Genomic DNA, 19,853 nt, shown 5'->3' on the forward strand with positions numbered 1-19,853 from the left:
CCTGTGTAAGCCCGGTCACGCACCGGCAGCGGCCTAAGACGTGGGAAGCCTCGCCCGTCAGGGCGGGGAGCAGTCACAGCACTTTGCGGTCTTCGACTTTGCTGTGCTCGGTACCCGGCGGCAGCGGATGGCCTTTGGCCAATTCGGCGCGGGTCGCCTCGCGCACGTCCAGCAGCGTCACGTGGTAGCGCAGCGTGTGTCCGGCCAGCGGGTGATTGGTATCCACGGTCACGCTATCGCCCTCGACACTCAGTACGGTGACGATCTGCGGACCGGCCTCGCCTTCGGTTTGAAAACGGCTGCCCGGTGCAAGCTCCGCGCTGCCAAACGATGCTCGGCTCACCTCTTGCACCAGCGCTTCATTGCGAACGCCATAAGCGTCTGCCGGGGTCAAGGTGACCCGCAGCTCATCGCCAGCAGAGCGCCCTTCCAGGTCACGCTCCAAGCCAGGCAGAATATTATCGTGGCCATGCAGGTACTCCAGGGGCTGTTCACGCGCGCGGGAGTCGTCCAGCACACGGGTACTGCCATCGCTGAGCACGTCGCTGAGGACATAATGCAAAGTGACGACCTGATGGGCGGTAATCGACATGGAAAACTCCTCTCCGGTAAGCTGTCGGCTTGATAGGATGTCGGGCCCAGTTTACCACCGACCGGTTTTTAGCGGGCCTTGCGCCCTGGTTTTCTTTTGGAGCGAAACACCCCATGCCCACCCCTACCCCCCAGCGTAGCTGGCTGGCGGCACTTGCCATCTATCTCAAGGCGCCGGTCATCACCATGCTGTTTCTTGGCTTTTCCGCTGGCCTGCCCTTTTTGCTGGTATTTTCGACTCTCTCGGCGTGGCTACGCAGCGATGGCGTGGAAGTCGCCGCCATTGGCTTCTTCGCCTGGATCGGCATGCTCTACTCCATCAAGTTCTTCTGGGCGCCGGTGGTCGACCGGCTGGCCCTGCCCCTGCTGACCCGTACCTTCGGGCAGCGTAGAGGCTGGATGCTGCTGGCACAGGGGATGATTGCCGCAGGGCTGGTGGGGCTGGCCGGGCTCGACCCAGTAAACAACCTGGGCTGGGTAGCGGCCTTTGCGCTGCTGGTGGCGTTTGGCTCGGCCACTCAGGACATCGCTATCGATGCTTACCGGATCGAATCGGCCAACGACGACCTTCAGGCGGCCATGGCCTCGACCTATATCATTGGCTATCGCGGGGGACTCATCGCGGCGGGGGCCGGCGCGCTTTACGTGGCGTCGGCCTTTTCCTGGAGCGCCGCCTACCTGAGCATGGCGGCGCTGGTGGGTATCGGGGTGCTGACGGTATTGATTCGCCCAGAGCCCCAGCGCGCATCACTGAGCGTGCAGTTGATCCATGAGCCCAGGGTGCGTGCCTTCCTGCGCGCCAGCCGCGGCCAACCCAGAACGTTTCGGCGCATCACCGCCTGGGCGATTGGGGCCATCGTCTGTCCGTTCACCGATTTCTTTCGCCGCTACGGGGTGAAGGCACTGGGTATTCTGGTGTTCATTGGCATGTTTCGGATCAGTGATTTGGCCATGGGCTCCATGGCCAACCCGCTGTACATCGACCTCGGGTTCTCACTGGGCACCATCGCCAGCGTCACCAACATTTTCGGCATCGCCATGAGCATTACCGGTGGTTTGCTGGGAGGGTTACTGGTGGCCCGCTACGGCATTGGCCCAGTGCTGATTCTCGGCGCTGCGGCCGCCACGCTGACCAACCTGCTGTTTGCCGTACTGGCGTTGATCGGTAACCAGGTGCCGATGCTGGTCATCACCATTATTGGTGACAACTTGGCCAATGGCCTGGCCAGCGCAGTGTTCATTGCGTTTCTTTCCAGCCTCACCTCACGGGCCTATACCGCCACCCAGTATGCGCTGTTCTCATCCTTGATGACGCTGCCAGGCAAATTCCTGAGCGGCTTTGGCGGCCTGGTGGTCACGGCGCAGGGCTACGCCACTTTCTTCGTGGTCGCCACCCTGCTGGGCCTGCCCGCCATCCTGCTGGCCATCTGGATCAGCCGCGACAAGCAGCTGGTGCCCACGCCCAATATCGCTTCCCGCTAGCGGTGGCGCTCCAGCCAGGCCAGTGCGCCTGGCGTGGTGCGCCACTGGTCACGCATCAGGGTGCGGTACTGCCAGGCTTCCGCCCGGGAGCCTGGGTCGACCTGGCCATCCGGATGGGGCATGGAGGGGCGCGGGTTTTCCGCGCAGATCAATTCCAGCGCATAGCGGCTGTGGGCCATCACATCGGCCAGCGCCGCTTCTGCGGCTTCCTGTTGGCCCAGGCGATAAAGCGCCAGTGTGCGTCCCATCAACAGTCCCAGCACCAGCGAGCCGTCGTCCTTTTGCGGCTCGTTGGTCAACGCCAGGGCCTCCTCGTTGCGGTCATCGCGCAGCAACTGGTCCAGCACCAATTCACGCAGCCCCAGGCTATCTTCCTGGTCGATGGCCAGCAGCTCTTCGGCCAGCTCCCGAGAGTGCTGCCGGGCGCCCCGCTCCATGCCCACTACCAGCGCCAAGCCGGTGCGCAGCAGCATGGCATTGTCGGCATCGTCCCAGCACAGGCTGCCTTCACCAGCGGCCCGAGCCTGCTCCAGCCAGCGCGAGAGGCGCAGCGCCAGAGGCTCCAGCAGGCTGGGTGCCATCCACGGCAGGCTGCCAAAGCGGCTGGTCAGCGCCAGCGTCAAATCCTGCACGACCTGGGGGGCATCCAACCACTCGGGGTGGGCGCACAGCTCGGACATCCAGTCGATGGCGTTGACCCAGGGGTCGTCCCGAAAACCCAGCGCCACGTCTTCGTCCACCAGCACCTGGAACTGCTCATGCCAGGCGGCAAACAGCGTCTCTTCACGGGCGGTGGTGGTGTACAGCAAACGACCCCGCTCATCGTCACGGGTAAGGGTCAACAGCGGCGCGGTGGGCAGCGCAGCCAGCAGCGCCTGCAGGGCCACCAGCGGCGTGGCCATGTCCTCTTCGGCGCTCAATAGCTGGTCGGCCAGGGTGGCCCCAGGGTTATCGGCCAGGGCGGCGAGAAAATCGAGCTGCTCGTCATCCAGCCCGCCCTGGCGTGCCAGGCGACGATACCAGAAATCGGCTCGTTCCTTGGCTTCCTGCTCATGGCCTTCGTGGAGCAGCAGCATGGCTTCGATATAGGCCAGCGTCGGCGAGTCGGGCAGCGCCTGCTGGGCTTTAACAAAAGCCCCGCGAGCGCTGTCGAGATCGTCGTTATCCAGGTGCATCAGGCACAGCCGCTCGAGGGCCACGCCGCGCAAGAACAGCGGCCCTCGCTCCATCACCTCGTCCAGCAGGTCGGCGCGTTTACGGGTGAACCCACGCTCCTGGTAGATATCGAGCAAAATTTCGAAGGCGGGTTCGGCCTGCTCAGGCAGCCGCGACCAGTCGCTGCCATCGAACAACGACTCCAGTATCTGCATGGCGCGGCCGGTCTGGCCACTTTCTGCCGCGATCAGCCCGGCTTCCAGCAGCGCCTGGGGCGGTGCCTGCTGGCTCTCCAGGGCAGCCTTGAGAGTGGCACCTTTCCACTCGCGCAGCGAGAGCATCCACATCATCTGCTCGGGAATCTCGGTGGGGAAGTTGACGCGGTCGCAGCACTGCTTGTACTTGCGGCCCGAGTCGCACCAGCAGGGCTCGTTGCGGCCAGGCGTGGCCAGCGGTTCACTGGCGAAGTTCAGCCGCTCCAGCGGTGTCTGCGACCATAAAATGGGCGCCAGCGCCTGCGCGGTGGCCAGGTTATCGTTAAAGGATGCAGCGCCTTCGGCACGCACCCAGGTCATGAAATCCGGGTAGTGCTCCTGCCGCCTGATTGCCGAGAGTGCCCCAGAGGCAAACCCCAGCAGTTGATCGACCCATACCGCCAGCATTGCCGTCTCCACTGTCTTCAATACGCGTTTTCAAAGCGCCGTAGTCTAGCATGGCTAACCACGCTGCCGCAGCGACAATCGCTCAGGGAGAAGGCCCCGTCAGGGGGTGCGCGCCCAGGCCAACAGCGGCTGCGTGCGCTCTTGCATGTCGAGGCGCGCCTTCAGCCTTACCAGATTCCAGTAATGGCCGTTCAGGGCTCGGGAAAGCAGCAGCGTATCTGCCGGCGGTTGCAGCCGGTCCATGGCTGCCCATACCTTGGGCGTCAGCTCACGCAGTCGGCGGTGTACACGCATATCGCTGAAGTCCTGCTCGCCGGGCGCAAACAGCGGCGTGATGCACTCTGCCGACTCCTTGTAGAGCGCCAGCGGAGCGCCCTGACCCTGGCGTCCGCCCATCTTCATCAGCGCATCGTCCATGGCCATGGGGTCCTGTGCCAGGGTGGCATCCAGAAGCTGCATCATGGCTTTCAGGCGCGCTTCCGGCACCGGAATCACGGCGCCCAGATCATAAATCACCAGCCTTCCCTGCTCGTCACAGGCAAAGTTGCCTGCGTGGGGGTCGGCATGCAGCTCGCGGTAGGTGAACAGCTCTTCGGTGATCCAGTCGGCCAGCGCCACAGCCACCTGCTGGCGAGTGGCATCGTCGGCGCTCTCCAGTTCACGCAGCGGCGTTCCGCCCACATAGCGCATGGCCAGCACATGCTGCCCGGAAAGCTCGAACAGCGGCTCGGGGATCACCAGCGCCGGGTTGCTCAGGTAGCGCTCGCGATAGCGCGCCAGTGCTTGGGCCTCGGCATGGTAATCCAGTTCATCGCGCAGCCCCGCCGCCAACTCCTCGAACAGCGCATCCAGCCGTGCCTGGGGCACCTTGAACCAGCGGCCCAGCCCCATGATCCGCTTGACCTGCTTGAGGTCGCTTTCCAGCACCTCTGCAAGCCCGGGGTACTGCACTTTGAGGACCACGGTTTCACCGTCATGGGTCACGGCCTTGTGCACCTGGCCCATGGAGGCGCTGGCGAACGGACGCTCTTCAATGCTTTGAAAGTGCTTGTCGATATCGCCGTATTGCAATACCAACGCCTCGCGGATTTTGGGCCAGGGCATCGGCTCTGCCTGACGCTGTAGGCGCGCCAGCTCGTTGGCCAGCTCTGGTGGCAGCAAATCGTCCCACTGCGACATGATCTGCGCCAGCTTCATGGCCGGGCCTTTCAACTCGGAAAGCCCCTCGAATAGCGCTTCGCCCAGTGCCTGCCAATCTGCCTGGCCGCCCAGCCGAGTCTTCAGCAGGGCACCGCCGGTGCGGGCACCCAGCCCCAGTAAACGTCGTGTTCTGCCGCGTTCGCGCATGGAGATCGCCTTTTCGGATGCTTTACCGCATGTCCACGACACCTGTATACATTTTCATGTATCAGAACTCTAACCCGTTGGCCACTTCTGCTACCATGCCCTTTCGTTCTTCACTGCCTCCAGGATCACACCCCATGCGCTTGATTATCGCCGAGAAACCCAGCCTGGCGCGGGCCATTGCCGATGCCCTGCCCGGCGGCCAACGCCAGGATGGCGCGATTGTATGCGGCGATACCATCGTGACCTGGTGCCTGGGCCACCTGCTGGAGCAAGCCCCACCGGAAGCCTACGACCCGGCCGACAAACAGTGGCGGTTGGACAGGCTGCCCATCGTGCCCCGGCAGTGGCAGCTGGTCCCGCGCCCCAAGGCACGTGGCCAGCTGGCGGTGATTCGCAAACTGATCAAGCAAGCCACCAGCGTGGTGCACGCGGGCGACCCGGATCGCGAAGGCCAACTGCTGGTACAGGAAGTGATCGAGCACCTGAAATACCGTGGCCCGGTACAGCGACTGCTGGTCAGTGACCTCAACCGACCCGCCGTCAGCCGCGCCCTGGCCAGCCTGCGGCCGAACAGCGAGTTCCAGCCGCTGTTCGAAGCGGCCCAGGCGCGCGCTCGCGCCGACTGGCTGTACGGCATCAACCTGACCCGTGCCTGGACCCTTACCGGCCGCCAGGCAGGCCACGACGGCGTGCTTTCCGTGGGCCGTGTGCAAACCCCGGTACTCGGGCTCATCGTGCGGCGCGACAACGCCATTCGTGATTTTGTGCCCCACCCCTTTTACCCGCTGTGGGTGGACCTTCAGGTGGCCCAGGGCCAGCTGCGCGCCTGGTGGGCACCCAAAGAGCACCAGCCGCTGGATGAACAAGGGCGCTTGATTGACCGCACCCCCGCCGATGCCCTGGCCGTTCAACTGCCCGGCGCCCGCGGCACGCTCACCACATTAGACCAGCAGGAGAAGCGCCAGGCCCCGCCGCTGCCCTACTCGCTCTCTGCACTGCAGGTAGATGCCGCCCGTCGTCATGGCCTCTCTGCACAGATGGTGCTGGATATTTGCCAGCGGTTGTATGAGCAGCACAAGCTGATTACCTACCCCCGCTCCGACTGCCGCTACCTGCCCGAGGAGCATTTGCCACTGGCCCGACAAACCCTGGCCAGCGCCTGCCAACACGACGACACCCTGCGCGGGTGGCTCCAAGGAGCCGACTTTACCCTGCGTTCAAAAGCCTGGAACGACAAACAGGTAGGCGCGCACCACGCCCTGGCCCCCACCGGCAAACCCGCCGATTTCAGCCAGCTTTCCGCCACCGAAGGGCATGTGTTTCGACTGATCGTGCGCAACGTCATGGCACAGTTCTATCGCCCGCTGCGCACTTTCGAAGTCAAAGCCGAGCTCACCCTGTTGGATGAAGCCTTCCGCACGCGGGGCCAGAGCATTCTCGACCCCGGCTGGAAGCCGCTGTTCACCACCCGAGAAGAGGCCCCGCCGCTGCCGCCACTGACCCAGGGCGAAGCCTGCCAGGCTCTCGGTGCAGGCGTGGAAGAGAAAGAGACCCGACCGCCAGAACCCTTCACCGACGCCAGCCTGATCAAGGCGATGATGAACATTGGCCGCTACGTGGACGACCCGGAAGTGCGCCGCACCCTGCGCGACACCGACGGCCTGGGCACCGAAGCCACCCGAGCCGGCATCATCGAAACCCTGGTGCAGCGCGGCTACCTGGTACGCCAGCAAAAAGCCCTGCGCGCCACTCAGCTTGGCGTCGCCCTCATCGCCGCACTGCCCAGCGCCGTCAGCACTCCCGAACGCACCGCTCTCTGGGAGCAGCGCCTGCGCGCGATCTCCGAACGCCAGGACGACCCCAACGCCTTCCAACACGCCCTGCTGGAAGACTTGCACACCCTGCTGCGCCAAAGCGATGCCAGCAAACTGCGCCACAGCCTGCAAACCGCTCAGGGCGAAGCCGCAGGCCCCGCCAAACGCAGCGGAACCAGCAAAAAGAGCTACGCACGGCGCAAGAGTACCGGCAGCAAGACGGGCAGCAAGAAAAGTACGGGGAGCCGCAGTAGTGCGGCGGGCAAGCGGCGCACAAGAAAAACGACGGATTAAGTGAGCCGCAGTCGATTGAGGCGTCACACTGCCGTTATGATATAGCCACCATCACCAACGATTTAAAACGAGAAAAGCGTCATGACAAGCACCCAACAACGCGCCGCCCTGCAACGCCAAATCTGGGCCATTGCCAACGACGTGCGTGGCTCAGTGGATGGCTGGGATTTTAAGCATTATGTGCTTGGCACCCTGTTTTATCGCTTTATCAGCGAGAATTTTGTCAATTACATCGAAGCCGGTGATGACAGCGTCAACTATGCCGAGCTGCCTGATAGCGTAATCACACCTGACATCAAAGACGATGCCATCAAAACCAAGGGCTACTTTATCTACCCCAGCCAGCTGTTCAGTAACGTGGTCAAAAGCGCCAATAGCAACGAAAGCCTGAACACCGATCTGGCGACTATCTTTTCGGATATTGAAAACTCCGCCAACGGCTACCCCTCAGAAGCCGACATTAAAGGCCTGTTCGCTGATTTTGACACCACCAGCAACCGGCTGGGGAGTACGGTAAAAGACAAAAACACCCGCTTGGCGCATGTGCTAAGAGGAGTAGCTGGGTTAGATTTTGGTCACGCCTTTTTTGAAGAAAACGCGGGCAGCCAAATTGATCTATTCGGTGATGCCTACGAGTTCTTGATCTCCAACTATGCCGCTAATGCCGGTAAATCCGGCGGTGAGTTTTTTACCCCGCAGCATGTTTCCCGACTGATTGCTCAGCTGGCCATGCATAAGCAGACCAGCGTTAACAAGATTTATGACCCCGCAGCGGGCAGTGGCTCGCTGCTGCTGCAAGCCAAAAAGCACTTTGATAACCACATCATCGAGGAAGGGTTTTACGGCCAGGAGATCAACCACACTACCTACAACCTGGCCCGTATGAACATGTTCTTGCACAACATCAACTACGACAAGTTCAATATTCAGCTGGGCAACACCCTGACCAACCCGCATTTTGGGGATGAAAAGCCGTTTGATGCCATCGTCTCCAATCCGCCTTACTCCGTGAAGTGGATTGGCAGCGATGACCCCACCCTGATCAACGATGACCGCTTTGCGCCCGCCGGTGTGTTGCCGCCCAAATCCAAGGCCGATTTTGCCTTTGTGCTCCATGCGCTCAACTACCTTTCCAGCAAAGGCCGTGCGGCAATTGTCTGCTTTCCGGGTATTTTTTACCGTGGCGGTGCCGAGCAGAAGATCCGAAAATACCTGGTCGATAACAACTACGTGGAAACGGTGATCTCGCTGGCTCCCAACCTGTTTTTTGGCACCACCATCGCGGTAACGATTCTGGTGCTGGCCAAACATAAAAGCGACACGACGACCCAGTTTATTGATGCCAGCGGTTTGTTTAAAAAGGAAACCAACAACAACGTCCTAACGGATGACCATATCAAGCAGATCATGGCGGTGTTTGATAGCAAAGAAAATATCGACTACTTGGCCCGCTCCGTGCCACTGGAAGAAGTCGCTGCCAACGACTACAACCTCTCCGTCAGCAGCTACGTTGCAGCTGAGGACACCCGCGAAAAAACCGACATCACTCAGCTAAATGCCGAGATTAAAACCACCGTCGCCAAAATTGACCAGTTGCGCACGGATATTGATGCAATCGTCGCGGAAATCGAGGGTGCTTGAGATGAGTGAACTGAGTTTTATGGAAAAGCTGCTGAATGGAGTAGAGGTCGAGTGGAAGACTCTAGGGGAAGTTTGTGAGGTTTTTACAGGTGGCGAGGCCCCCAAAAATAGCATTAAAGGATCAGTGCCAACTAACGACTACAAATATCCAATTTATGGAAACGGTGCCGAAATATACGGTTACACCGACACTTATAGAGTAGATAAAGATGCTGTAACGATCTCTTCCATTGGTGCAAATACTGGCGTTATATATTACAGGAAAGCATTTTTCACCCCCATTATCAGGCTTAAAGTTTTAATGCCTAGATATGAATGGCTGCTTTCAAAGTATATTTTTCATTATCTGTCTGATAAAAAAATTTATAGCAAGAAAAGTAGCGTTCCAAATATGAACGCTGCGGATGTGAAAAAAATCCAAATCCCCATACCATGTATGGATAACTCCGAAAAATCACTTGAGATTCAGTCCGAAATCGTCCGTATTCTGGACGTATTTGCCGAGCTGACCGCCGAGCTGACCGCCGAGCTGACCGCCGAGCGGCGCCTACGCAAAAAACAATACAACTACTACCGCGACCAGTTGTTGAGTTTTGAGGAAGGGGAAGTGGAGTGGAAGAAGTTGGGGGAAATTGGTGACTTCACATACGGATATGCCGCCAAAGCACAGGGGCTTGGAGATGCTCGCTTTGTTAGGATTACCGATATTAATGCAAACGGCAAGTTATCACCTGCCGATAAAATGTATGTAGAAATATCTCAAGAAAACGAAAAATATCTACTAAAGAAAAATGATTTACTGATAGCCAGAACTGGGGCTACTTTCGGCAAAACAATGATCTTTGAAGAAGATTATCCTGCTATTTACGCTGGATTCTTGATAAAATTGAGTTTAGACTCGAAAGTTGTTAACCCTAAATACTATTGGCACTTTGCGCAAAGCGACCTGTTTTGGGAACAAGCAAACAAACTGGTTTCCGGCGGTGGACAGCCACAATTCAACGCTAATGCACTTAAACAAGTAAAGCTGCCAGTTCCTCACCCAGCGGACCTATCTAAATCTTTATCGGAACAGGCCCGCATCGTTTCTATCCTAGATAAGTTTGATGCTATAGCAAGCTCACTAACCGAAGGATTGTCCCGCGAGATCGAGCTGCGCCAGAAGCAGTATGAATACTATCGCGATCTGCTGTTGAGCTTTTCTAAGCCTGAAGAAGAGGCAGCCTGATATGAGCAAAACGCTTGAGGAAATAGCACAGCAACTGATTACCCCAACGGTAACTAGGAAGGGGGCTAAGCCTGTTCCAAAAGTACAGCTCATTTACGCTTTCAATGGTACGGGAAAAACCCGTTTATCAGCTGAACTCAAAAAGCTTATTGATACTGATGATGGTGATTCTACTGATTTCTCAAATAAGAAATTTCTTTACTACAACTCATTTACCGAGGATTTATTCTATTGGCATTATCAGTCAGGTGTTGAGGCTCCCCCTAAGTTGCAGGCTCATGAGAATGGCTTCACCAGTTGGATTTTTAGCAAGCAAGACCTTGAAAATCGTATTGATGAAATATTCAAAAGAGTCACGGGTACCCGTGTGGATTTTTATTTAGACACTAAATCGAATTCTATCGCTTTTAAGATGCCAGAAAAAACTCAAATATTAGATTCAAATAGTGAGCCGCTGTTGGGCGACGATGGAAATCCAATGGCAGAGGATGTTTTCTCTAATGTTAAAATTTCCAAAGGCGAAGAAAGCAATTTCAAATGGAGCGTTTTTTATGTTCTTTTAGAGCAGATAATAACCACATTAAACGACCCTGAAAACGAAGACCCTGAGTTTTTGTTTGATAATTTAGAATATGTGTTCATTGACGACCCCGTTAGCTCGCTTGATGAAAACCATTTGATTGAGCTGGCAGTTGGTTTAGCTAAGCTGGTAAAATCCAGTCCTTTTCAAGATGGTCAAGGTATTAGATTTATTATCACTACGCATAACCCGCTTTTTTATAATGTGCTACATAATGAGTTTAATAATAATCTTTATAAGGACCTGCCGGATAAAAAAAGGAAGTGTCTCTATAAGCGCGACCAATCAAAAAAATACAAATTAGAAAAAAAGGCTGACGGAAAGTTTAAACTTCTAGACTCTAATGACCACCCATTTTCTTACCATTTATTTTTATTGGATGAGCTTAGAAATATCGGAGATGCTGAAAAAGTTGAGAGATACCACTTTAACTTCTTAAGAAACATTCTTGAGAAAACAGCGACTTTCCTGGGCTATAAGCAATGGAATGAATTGCTTAAGAAGCTGCCCAATGATGATCAAGACGTGATGGAGAGAATGTTAAACCTATACAGCCATTCTGCTCATGCGGGTGAAGAAGTAGCTGATATAAAAAGCAATGATAAAGAAAATTTAATAAAATTAATAAAAGACTTTACTCAGGCGTACAGCTTTTCAGAAATTAAGGAAAATGAAAATGGTGGAACAGACTGAGCCGAATGGTCTTATCATGGAATACGTTTTATGTCGAACCTGAATCAGCAAGATCAAACCACCAATTTTATGCTCTACACCGCGCCGAGTGTAGCAGTCAAAGTTGAGGTGCTGCTTAGCAACGAGACGATCTGGTTGACTCAGGAGCGCATGGCCGCCTTATTCTTTGTTCAGCGCCCCGCCATTACCAAGCACGTGAAAAACATCTTTAAAAGCGGCGAGTTACAAGAAGACATGGTGGGTTCCGTTTTGGAACATACCACTGAACACGACCAATTCGATAATCGGCAGCGTATTGAGACGGACTTCGACAAAGAAATCAAAAAGCGGCTGAGCAGGCAGGATAAAGACGCATGAGCTACCAACCGCCTTTCACCATCACCAGCGAGATTTTGAACCTAGTGGCGGATATCAGCCAGCAGGTCGGTCGGTTGGATGCCAGTGCGTTGAATGCGTCGCCGCAGTTACGCAAGCAGAACCGCGTCAAAACCCTGGCAGGCACACTGGCGATTGAAGGCAATACCCTCACCGAAGAACAGATTACGGCGGTGATTGAGGGTAAGCCGGTGCTGGGAAGCGTGCGGGAGCTGGCAGAAGTTAAAGGGGCCATTGCCGCCTATGATGCCCTGCCCACATGGCAGCCAGATAACGTAGATCATCTGCTGACGGCACACGGCTTAATGATGTCTGAGATTCTGACCAACGCAGGACGTTTTCGTGACAAAGCGGTGGGCATTCAAAAAGGCAAGGAGGTGCACCATGTGGCACCGCCTGCCCATCAGGTTTCCGGCTTGATGGCAGATTTAACCCAGTGGTTGAGGCTGGCCAAGGATCATCCGCTGATTACCAGCAGCGTGTTTCATTACGAGTTTGAGTTCATCCACCCTTTCAGTGATGGCAATGGCCGTATGGGGCGTTTGTGGCAAACCCTGATTCTGTCGCAGTGGCATCCGTTGTTTTTGTCTCTACCGCTGGAAAGCGTGATCAAAGAGCACCAGCAGCAGTATTACCAGGCACTGGAAGACGCTGACCAGCAGGCCGATAGCACCCCCTTTATCCACTTCATGCTCTCGGTTATTGCCCAAACCCTGGCACAAAACGCCCCTGCAAACGCCCCTGTAAACACCCCTGTAAATATTGAGGCGATGAAAACGCCTGAGGCGATTTTGCACTTGCTGCAAAACAACAGTCACCTGACTCGCCAACAGCTTGCCGAGCAGATCGGCAAGGATGTTCGCACTATCGCCCGTGCCATCGCTAAACTGCAACAAACGGGCAAATTAACGCGAATTGGCTCGGACAAAACCGGACATTGGGAGGTCCACCTGTGACAACGTACACGCCCATCGCGGAATCCAATAACTTCATCGTGTTGGAACGTTATAACAAGGAATGGAAGGTGGCTGAGGGCTACCAGAGTGAAGATGCCCTGGAGCAGGAGCTGATTCAGGATCTGGTCAATCAGGGTTATGAGTTCCTGCCCAGCCTCAATAGCCCCGAGGCGCTGCTTGCCAACGTGCGTGTGCAGTTGCAGGCGTTGAATCAGGTGCAGTTTTCAGAAAGCGAATGGCAGCGCTTTGTCGAAACCTACCTGGACAAGCCCAGCGACAGCAGCGTGGATAAAAGCCGTAAAATCCACGACGACTACATCCACGATTTTACCTTCGATGATGGCCGCATCCAGAATATCTACCTGGTCGATAAAAAGACAATCGCCCGCAACAAAGTGCAGGTCATCAAGCAGTTTGCCCAAACGGGCAGTCACGCCAACCGTTATGATGTCACGATTCTGGTCAATGGCCTGCCCCTGGTGCAGGTAGAGCTGAAAAAACGCGGCGTGGCCATTCGTGAAGCGTTCAATCAGGTTCACCGCTACAGCAAGGAGAGCTTCAACAGCGCGCACTCCTTGTTCAAGTATTTGCAGCTGTTCGTGATCAGCAATGGCACCGACAGCCGTTACTTTGCCAACACCACCAAGCGCAACAAAAACAGCTTCGATTTCACCATGAACTGGGCGCAGGCCGACAACACTCTACTCAAAGACCTGAAGGACGTCACGGCGACTTTTTTCCAGAAAAACACCTTGCTGAATGTTCTGCTGCATTATTCGGTGCTGGATATCGACAACACCCTACTGGTCATGCGCCCTTATCAAATTGCGGCCACCGAGCGCATTCTGTGGAAGGTGAAAAGCTCGTTTGAAGCTAAAACCTGGAGCACGTCTGAAAGCGGTGGGTATATCTGGCATACCACCGGCTCGGGCAAAACCCTAACCAGCTTCAAGGCGGCACGCTTGGCCACCGAGTTGGAATTTATCGACAAGGTGTTTTTCGTGGTCGACAGGAAAGACCTGGACTACCAAACCATGAAGGAGTATCAGCGCTTTTCACCCGATAGCGTGAACGGCTCAGACAACACGGCGGGGCTGAAGAGGAACATCGAGAAAGACGATAACAAGATCATCGTTACCACCATCCAGAAGCTCAACAACCTGATGAAGAGCGAGGCCAACCTGCCTGTTTACAAACAGCAGGTGGTGTTCATTTTTGACGAGTGCCACCGCAGCCAGTTTGGTGAAGCTCAGAAAAACGGGTATTCGGATTAGCTGGTTGATTTTCTCTTTGGCGTGCAATCACAGATTACACTTTCCCAACGGAAAAACTGGTTGGCGAGGCCTGGAACAAATGCGTAAGGATTGTGGTACTAGAGAATTCATCGCGCATCCTTCTGTCTACCTCGAACGCTCCCTTAGCGCGAATTTGTCCGATGTGCCACTGACTGCTGACAACACTCGTATGGAGTTTTCAACCTAAACCCGGATTCGATGTTCCCGTAAGTACTGGGTGTGGTAACTATGCATCAGGAAATTTAGCGCTTGACCTTCCCACAATAGGAAGGTTTATCTTTCTGGAATATCATCAGGAGATGCTTGTGGAGAAGACGAATGATGCATACTCAAGACAAATTGAATCCGTCGGCTGTGACGGTGACAAGCTTTCCCATCGAAGGTATGAGTTGCGCTTCCTGCGTCGGGCGCGTGGAGGCTGAACTCAAGAAGGTCGAGGGCGTTGACACTGTTACGGTGAACCTGGTGACCGAACGTGCCGATATCCAGTCCGCTTCGCCACTCGACCGCGGATCACTCATCAACGCTATCGAGAAAGCTGGCTATTCGGTGCCTGCTGAGACCACAGAGCTTTCCATCGAAGGTATGACCTGCGCGTCCTGTGTCGGTCGCGTCGAAAAGGCGCTCAAGGCTGTGCCCGGCGTCACCAGTGCCGTTGTCAACCTTGCGACTGAAAGAGCCACGATCCAGGGCAGCGCCGATGCGACCGCCTTGGTGACGGCTATCGAGAACGCGGGATATGATGCCAGGGTAATCGCGGCTGCTACGGGTAGCAGTCGGGGCGAGACCGATGAGCGCACCGAGAAGAAGGACGCGGAACGCCGTGGACTGACACGTGATTTCACGATTGCAGCGGTGTTGACCGTGCCTGTCTTCATTCTGGAGATGGGCTCACACCTCATTCCTGGCATGCACGACCTGATTGCCTCAACGATCGGCATGGAGACGAATTGGTATCTCCAGTTCGTGTTGACAACCATCGTTCTGTTCGTGCCGGGCATCCGCTTTTACCACAAGGGGTTTCCGGCCCTCGGGCGGCTTGCCCCCGACATGAACTCCCTGGTCGCGGTCGGCACCATGGCAGCCTATGGCTATTCGCTCGTGGCGACCTTCGCGCCGGGGTTCCTGCCCGACGGAGCCGTCAACGTCTACTTTGAGGCCGCCGCTGTTATCGTCACTCTCATCCTGCTCGGCCGGTTGCTGGAGGCTCGCGCCAAGGGACGCACCTCCGAGGCGATCAAGCGCCTGGTCGGCCTTCAGGCCAAGATGGCCCGTGTGCGCAGGGACGGAAAGACGGTCGAGTTGCCGATCGATTCCGTCCTGTCGGGAGATATCGTCGAGGTTCGTCCCGGCGATCGCATCCCGGTGGATGGCGAACTCATCGAAGGCGAAAGCTATGTCGATGAATCGATGATCACCGGCGAGCCGATCCCCGTCTCCAAGACGAACGGCAGCGAGGTCGTGGCCGGAACGGTGAACCAGAAAGGCGCGTTCGCCATCCGTGCGACGGCTGTCGGCGGCAACACCGTTCTGTCGCAGATCATCCGCATGGTGGAAGAAGCGCAGGGGTCGAAGCTGCCGATTCAGGCGCTGGTCGACAAGGTGACGATGTATTTCGTGCCGGCGGTCTTCGCCGTGGCCGCGCTCACCTTCGCTGCATGGCTTTATTTCGGCCCGTCGCCCGCGCTCACTTTCGCGCTGGTCAACGCCGTTGCGGTCCTGATCATCGCCTGCCCTTGCGCCATGGGGCTGGCCACACCGACCTCGATCATGGTGGGCACCGGCCGCGGTGCCGAGCTGGGCGTGCTCTTCCGCAAGGGCGAAGCGCTGCAACTGCTCAAGGACGCCAAGGTCGTCGCCGTTGACAAGACGGGCACGTTGACGGAAGGCAAACCCGCCTTGACCGACCTGGAACTGGCTGCTGGATTCGAACGTGCAAACGTCCTGGGTCTGATCGCGGCCGTCGAGGCCAAGTCCGAACACCCGATCGCCCGTGCGATCGTGAACGCCGCCGCGGAGAACATCTCACTGCCGGACGTGTCGAACTTCGAATCGGTGACGGGTTTTGGCGTGAAGGCTGAGGCCGGTGGCAAGCGGGTCGAGATAGGTGCTGACCGCTACATGAGCGAACTCGGTCACGACGTGGCGGCGTTCTCCAAGGTCGCCAAACGCCTCGGCGACGAGGGTAAGTCTCCGCTCTATGCTGCGATAGAGGGCAAGCTTGCGGCGATTATCGCCGTTGCCGACCCGATCAAGGAAACGACGCCTGCTGCCATCAAGGCCCTGCACGATCTCGGGCTCAAGGTCGCGATGATCACCGGCGACAACGCCCACACGGCCAAGGCCATCGCGGCGCGACTCGGGATCGACGAGGTGGTGGCGGAAGTGCTACCGGACGGCAAGGTCGACGCGGTGCGCCGCCTTAAGGGAGAGCACGGCAAGGTGGCGTTCGTCGGTGATGGCATCAACGACGCTCCCGCTCTGGCCGAAGCGGATGTAGGTCTTGCCATTGGCACAGGTACGGACATTGCCATTGAAGCGGCTGATGTGGTGCTGATGTCGGGTAACCTGCAAGGTGTGCCAAAGGCGATCGCCTTGTCGAAGGCAACCATCGACAACATCCGACAAAATCTGTTCTGGGCGTTTGCCTACAACACGGCTTTGATTCCGGTCGCGGCAGGTGTGCTCTATCCGGCCTACGACATCCTGCTTTCGCCCGTCTTCGCTGCCGGCGCCATGGCACTGTCGTCGGTGTTTGTACTCGGCAATGCACTGAGATTGCGTCATTTCCGCTCACCCATGGGGACGGACGACAACGACGTGTCGCAGAGACAGGTGGAATTTGCACAAGCGAAATAAGGACAACCGAGCCTGCCACAGTGCAGGCTTGATGTTATCTGGAGAGGCATGGCTATGAATATTGGAAAGGCAGCGGAGGCATCGGGTGTATCGGCGAAGATGATCCGCTACTACGAATCGATCGGCTTGATTCCGGAAGCGTTGCGAACTGAAGCTGGATACAGGGATTACTCGGACAAGGATGTGCAAACCCTGCGCTTCATCCGGCGCGCACGGGATCTCGGGTTTTCGGTGGCGCAGATGAATAAACTGGTTGCGCTCTGGCGCGACCGGGGTCGTGCGAGCGCCGACGTCAAACGTCTTGCGCTTGAGCATGTCGCGGAGCTTGAGCTCAAGGCGCGCGAACTCCAGGAAATGAGCCGTGCACTCAAGCACCTGGCGGAAAACTGCCAGGGCGACGCTCGGCCGGACTGCCCGATTATCAGCGGTCTGGCCGGGGATGGCGTAGTGAAAGGAACGCCTAAGGGTGAGCGAGAACTTAATTCCACGCGCTTCGGGGCTATCGGGATTGAACCCAATTGCACGCAACGTCGCGGGAAAGAGAAGCGCTGACGCGTCTACTTCAGAAGCGGCGTCCTTGCCCTGACCTGAATGATTACCCGGCAAGGTGCTGATTATCGTACCCAGCCTCGCGGATGGCATCACTGATACGCGCCTCATTGACCTGGCTGCGCACGGTGACCTCGGCGTGTTCTATATCTGTAGATACTTCCGCCTGTGGGTCGATACTTTTAATGGCTTTTTCGACGGCGGATGTGCAGTGGCCACAGGTCATGCCGTTAACGTTGAATCGATACATATCGAACTCCTTCACAGAATCAGAGAATTGAGGAACCTGATCGTCCCAGCGACCAATCTAGTCTTTCCAACGCTGGTAAGGTCAACTGCGGAGCCTCAGACTTTGATTTGTCGAGTGCTCTGTGCCGACGGGCTGCCAAATGCACGGCTATTGATAAGACCTGGCCGATGCCGACAGTCTCTCTGTGCAAGGCATGCAAACGCAGCCTTGACCTTCCAACCATTGGAACGATTACCCTTTTGTGAAAAGTCAGCGCAACCGGTGTTCGGTAATCGCACTAAACACAAAGGAGTTAATCGATATCCACAGAGTCCCCTTCTCACTCAGGCAGACCAGAGCGCCCACTCGGTCTGGCCTTGGCCGTTATCGCCACCGCCCAGCTCATGGTGGTGCTTGACGATACGATCGCAAATATTGCGTTGCCAACACTCCAGAATGACCTCGGAATCTCGGCAGCGAACCTGCCTTGGGTGATCAATGCGTACATTCTCGCCTTTGGCGGATTGCTCCTGTTCGGTGGCAGGCTGGGCGATCTGTATGGACGTCGGCGTATGTTGCAGGTCGGCATGGCGATCTTTACGGTTGCATCGCTTCTCGTTGGCCTGGCCCAGGACACCGTGAGCATGATTGCCTCGCGCGGCCTCCAAGGGTTCGGCGCAGCATTGACAGCGCCCAATGCCCTGGCGTTGATCGCCACGACCTTTCCGGAAGGCAAGGAGCGCAACAAGGCCATGGCCGTCTACGGAGCAATGTCTGGCCTTGGCATTATTGCTGGATTGATTCTTGGAGGATTTCTGACAGGCCTGCTTGGCTGGCGTTGGGCGTTCTTCATCAATGTACCCATCGGTTTGGCGGTGCTCACTGGTTCGAGAACACTTGTCGAAGCGGAATTGCACAAGGGACGCCCCGACCTGACGGGAGCGCTTTCCAGCATCATCGGCATGGCAGCACTCGTCTATGGAATTACCCGTGGTGGTGAACATGGCTGGACCGATGGCATTACGCTCATTGCATTCGCCACTACGGCTATCCTGCTGCCGCTGTTCTTGGTTTTACAGTCGCGCAGCAGTGATCCACTTTTGCCGCTCCGCTTGTTCAAGGATCGCAACCGATCCGGTTCGTACCTGGCCATGCTGCTGCTGGGCTTCGGCCCCATGGGCATGATCTATTTGCTGACGCTCTATTTGCAGCACATCCTCAGCTATAGCCCGACCCTGACCGCCATGGCGTTTCTGCCCTTTGGGGTGGGTATCATCATTGGTGCTGTTGTCAGTTCAAAGCTTGTCATGCGCTTTACGCCGCGCGAGGTCGCAGCTCCGGCTGCGCTGGTCGCTAGCGCTGCATTGTTCTGGCTTTCGACCATCGGGCAACAACTCGACTATAGCTGGCACTTCATGCCAGCCGCCTTCCTCACCGCCTTCGGTTTCGTGGGAGCGGTCATTGCGCTGGCATTGACGGCCGTGAAGGGTGTGCAAGCACAGGAGACCGGCATCGCATCGGCGTTGTTCAACGCGTCGCAACAGATTGGTGTTGCGTTGGGGCTGGCTATCCTTTCGAGCATTTCTGTCTCCGTCACGGCCAGTCGGATGCCCGAGGCATTTGCTTCTCTGTATCGCGGTCGGGAAGTCGGCGATGCCGAACTGGTGCAGTCAGCCGGTGATGCGCTGATTCAGGGTTATGGCTTGGGACTTGCGGCGAGCGGGGTTGCTCTTGGCATCGCAGCCATCATCGTGGCCGTACTTGTCAACGCCAGGAAAGGACAGGTTTCCACACTTGGCGATAGTCCCTTGCATTGACCGGTTCTTCTTCCCTTTACGGCGCAGTCTGCCAAACCCGTACTGCGCCACACTGATGATTAATGGGAATCTGTCGCAATAGCTATGGAGCTTCCACCATGAGGAGAACACCGCATGACCGAAATGCCCGACAACATCCTGCACCTGCCTGAGTACCAGGTGCTGGGCTGCAAATCCACCGACGACGAAATGCACTTCCAGGTGGACGCGCCCGATCCCATCGCCTGCGAGGAATGCGGCGTGCAGGGTGAGTTCGTACGGTTCGGCAAGCGTGACGTTCCCTATC

15 protein-coding genes and 1 pseudogene are annotated in these 19,853 nt (G+C 56.8%); 12 read left to right on the forward strand and 4 right to left on the reverse strand.

Annotated features, from left to right (window positions below; translation table 11 throughout):
- Nucleotides 1-73 precede the first annotated feature (73 nt).
- Entirely contained in the window at nt 74-592 is a 519-nt protein-coding gene (locus CWI66_RS15430) for an FKBP-type peptidyl-prolyl cis-trans isomerase (RefSeq protein WP_016913647.1), read from the reverse strand.
- A gap of 113 nt (nt 593-705) precedes the next feature.
- Here CWI66_RS15430 and CWI66_RS15435 point away from each other — a divergent pair, with 113 nt between their 5' ends.
- Nucleotides 706-2,073: an AmpG family muropeptide MFS transporter gene (locus tag CWI66_RS15435; RefSeq protein WP_100732177.1), complete on the forward strand. Its 1,368-nt coding sequence runs from the start codon at nt 706-708 to the stop codon at nt 2,071-2,073.
- Here CWI66_RS15435 and CWI66_RS15440 read toward each other — a convergent pair.
- Together CWI66_RS15440 and CWI66_RS15445 are read right to left on the reverse strand one after the other, a co-directional pair.
- Nucleotides 2,070-3,890, reverse strand: coding sequence for an SEC-C metal-binding domain-containing protein (locus CWI66_RS15440; RefSeq protein WP_100732178.1), 1,821 nt, complete (start codon nt 3,888-3,890; stop codon nt 2,070-2,072). The two genes, CWI66_RS15435 and CWI66_RS15440, sit on opposite strands and share 4 nt — an antisense overlap.
- A 99-nt stretch (nt 3,891-3,989) precedes the next feature.
- Nucleotides 3,990-5,237 carry an ABC1 kinase family protein gene (locus CWI66_RS15445; protein WP_100732179.1) on the reverse strand — a complete coding sequence of 416 codons (1,248 nt, stop codon included), beginning with the start codon at nt 5,235-5,237 and terminating at the stop codon, nt 3,990-3,992.
- 134 nt (nt 5,238-5,371) lie between these two features.
- Between CWI66_RS15445 and CWI66_RS15450 the strand changes: the two genes are divergently transcribed.
- The 9 genes from CWI66_RS15450 to cueR all read left to right on the forward strand — a co-directional run bounded on the left by CWI66_RS15450 (nt 5,372) and on the right by cueR (nt 17,524).
- Nucleotides 5,372-7,345 (forward strand): DNA topoisomerase III, encoded by a 1,974-nt coding sequence (locus CWI66_RS15450; RefSeq protein ID WP_100732180.1) that lies wholly within the window; start codon nt 5,372-5,374, stop codon nt 7,343-7,345.
- A gap of 81 nt (nt 7,346-7,426) precedes the next feature.
- On the forward strand, nt 7,427-8,986 hold the full coding sequence (locus tag CWI66_RS15455) for a type I restriction-modification system subunit M (RefSeq protein ID WP_100732181.1): 1,560 nt from the start codon (nt 7,427-7,429) through the stop codon (nt 8,984-8,986).
- A gap of 1 nt (nt 8,987) precedes the next feature.
- Entirely contained in the window at nt 8,988-10,214 is a 1,227-nt protein-coding gene (locus tag CWI66_RS15460) for a restriction endonuclease subunit S (protein ID WP_100732182.1), read from the forward strand.
- Nucleotide 10,215: 1 nt separating this feature from the next.
- On the forward strand, nt 10,216-11,487 hold the full coding sequence (locus CWI66_RS15465; RefSeq protein WP_100732183.1) for an AAA family ATPase: 1,272 nt from the start codon (nt 10,216-10,218) through the stop codon (nt 11,485-11,487).
- Nucleotides 11,488-11,517: 30 nt separating this feature from the next.
- The gene (locus CWI66_RS15470; protein WP_100732184.1) at nt 11,518-11,844 is read left to right on the forward strand and encodes a hypothetical protein; all 327 of its coding nucleotides are present in this window, start codon (nt 11,518-11,520) and stop codon (nt 11,842-11,844) included.
- A complete protein-coding gene (locus CWI66_RS15475) occupies nt 11,841-12,818 on the forward strand; it encodes a Fic family protein (RefSeq protein WP_100732185.1) in 978 nt (325 codons plus the stop codon). Before CWI66_RS15470 ends, CWI66_RS15475 begins: the two co-directional genes overlap by 4 nt.
- On the forward strand, nt 12,815-14,092 hold the full coding sequence (locus tag CWI66_RS15480) for an HsdR family type I site-specific deoxyribonuclease (protein ID WP_198517596.1): 1,278 nt from the start codon (nt 12,815-12,817) through the stop codon (nt 14,090-14,092). The genes CWI66_RS15475 and CWI66_RS15480 overlap by 4 nt, the downstream gene beginning before the upstream one ends.
- Before the next feature lie 339 nt (nt 14,093-14,431).
- Nucleotides 14,432-16,972, forward strand: coding sequence for a heavy metal translocating P-type ATPase (locus CWI66_RS15485; RefSeq protein WP_198517597.1), 2,541 nt, complete (start codon nt 14,432-14,434; stop codon nt 16,970-16,972).
- A 48-nt stretch (nt 16,973-17,020) separates the two neighbouring features.
- Complete coding sequence (cueR, locus tag CWI66_RS15490; protein WP_373419427.1) at nt 17,021-17,524, forward strand: Cu(I)-responsive transcriptional regulator; 504 nt, start codon at nt 17,021-17,023, stop codon at nt 17,522-17,524.
- A 43-nt stretch (nt 17,525-17,567) separates the two neighbouring features.
- On the opposite strand, the gene CWI66_RS15495 is transcribed toward cueR, so the two are convergent.
- Nucleotides 17,568-17,771 carry a heavy-metal-associated domain-containing protein gene (locus CWI66_RS15495; RefSeq protein ID WP_063977589.1) on the reverse strand — a complete coding sequence of 68 codons (204 nt, stop codon included), beginning with the start codon at nt 17,769-17,771 and terminating at the stop codon, nt 17,568-17,570.
- 356 nt (nt 17,772-18,127) lie between these two features.
- Between CWI66_RS15495 and CWI66_RS15500 the strand changes: the two genes are divergently transcribed.
- Both CWI66_RS15500 and CWI66_RS15505 read left to right on the forward strand, forming a co-directional pair.
- A complete protein-coding gene (locus CWI66_RS15500) occupies nt 18,128-19,567 on the forward strand; it encodes an MFS transporter (protein WP_198517598.1) in 1,440 nt (479 codons plus the stop codon).
- A 114-nt stretch (nt 19,568-19,681) separates the two neighbouring features.
- Nucleotides 19,682-19,853 (forward strand): annotated as a pseudogene (locus CWI66_RS15505) (ISL3 family transposase); the annotation flags it as partial.

The organism is Halomonas sp. 141, assembly GCF_002810305.1.
GTDB lineage: Bacteria > Pseudomonadota > Gammaproteobacteria > Pseudomonadales > Halomonadaceae > Vreelandella > Vreelandella stevensii.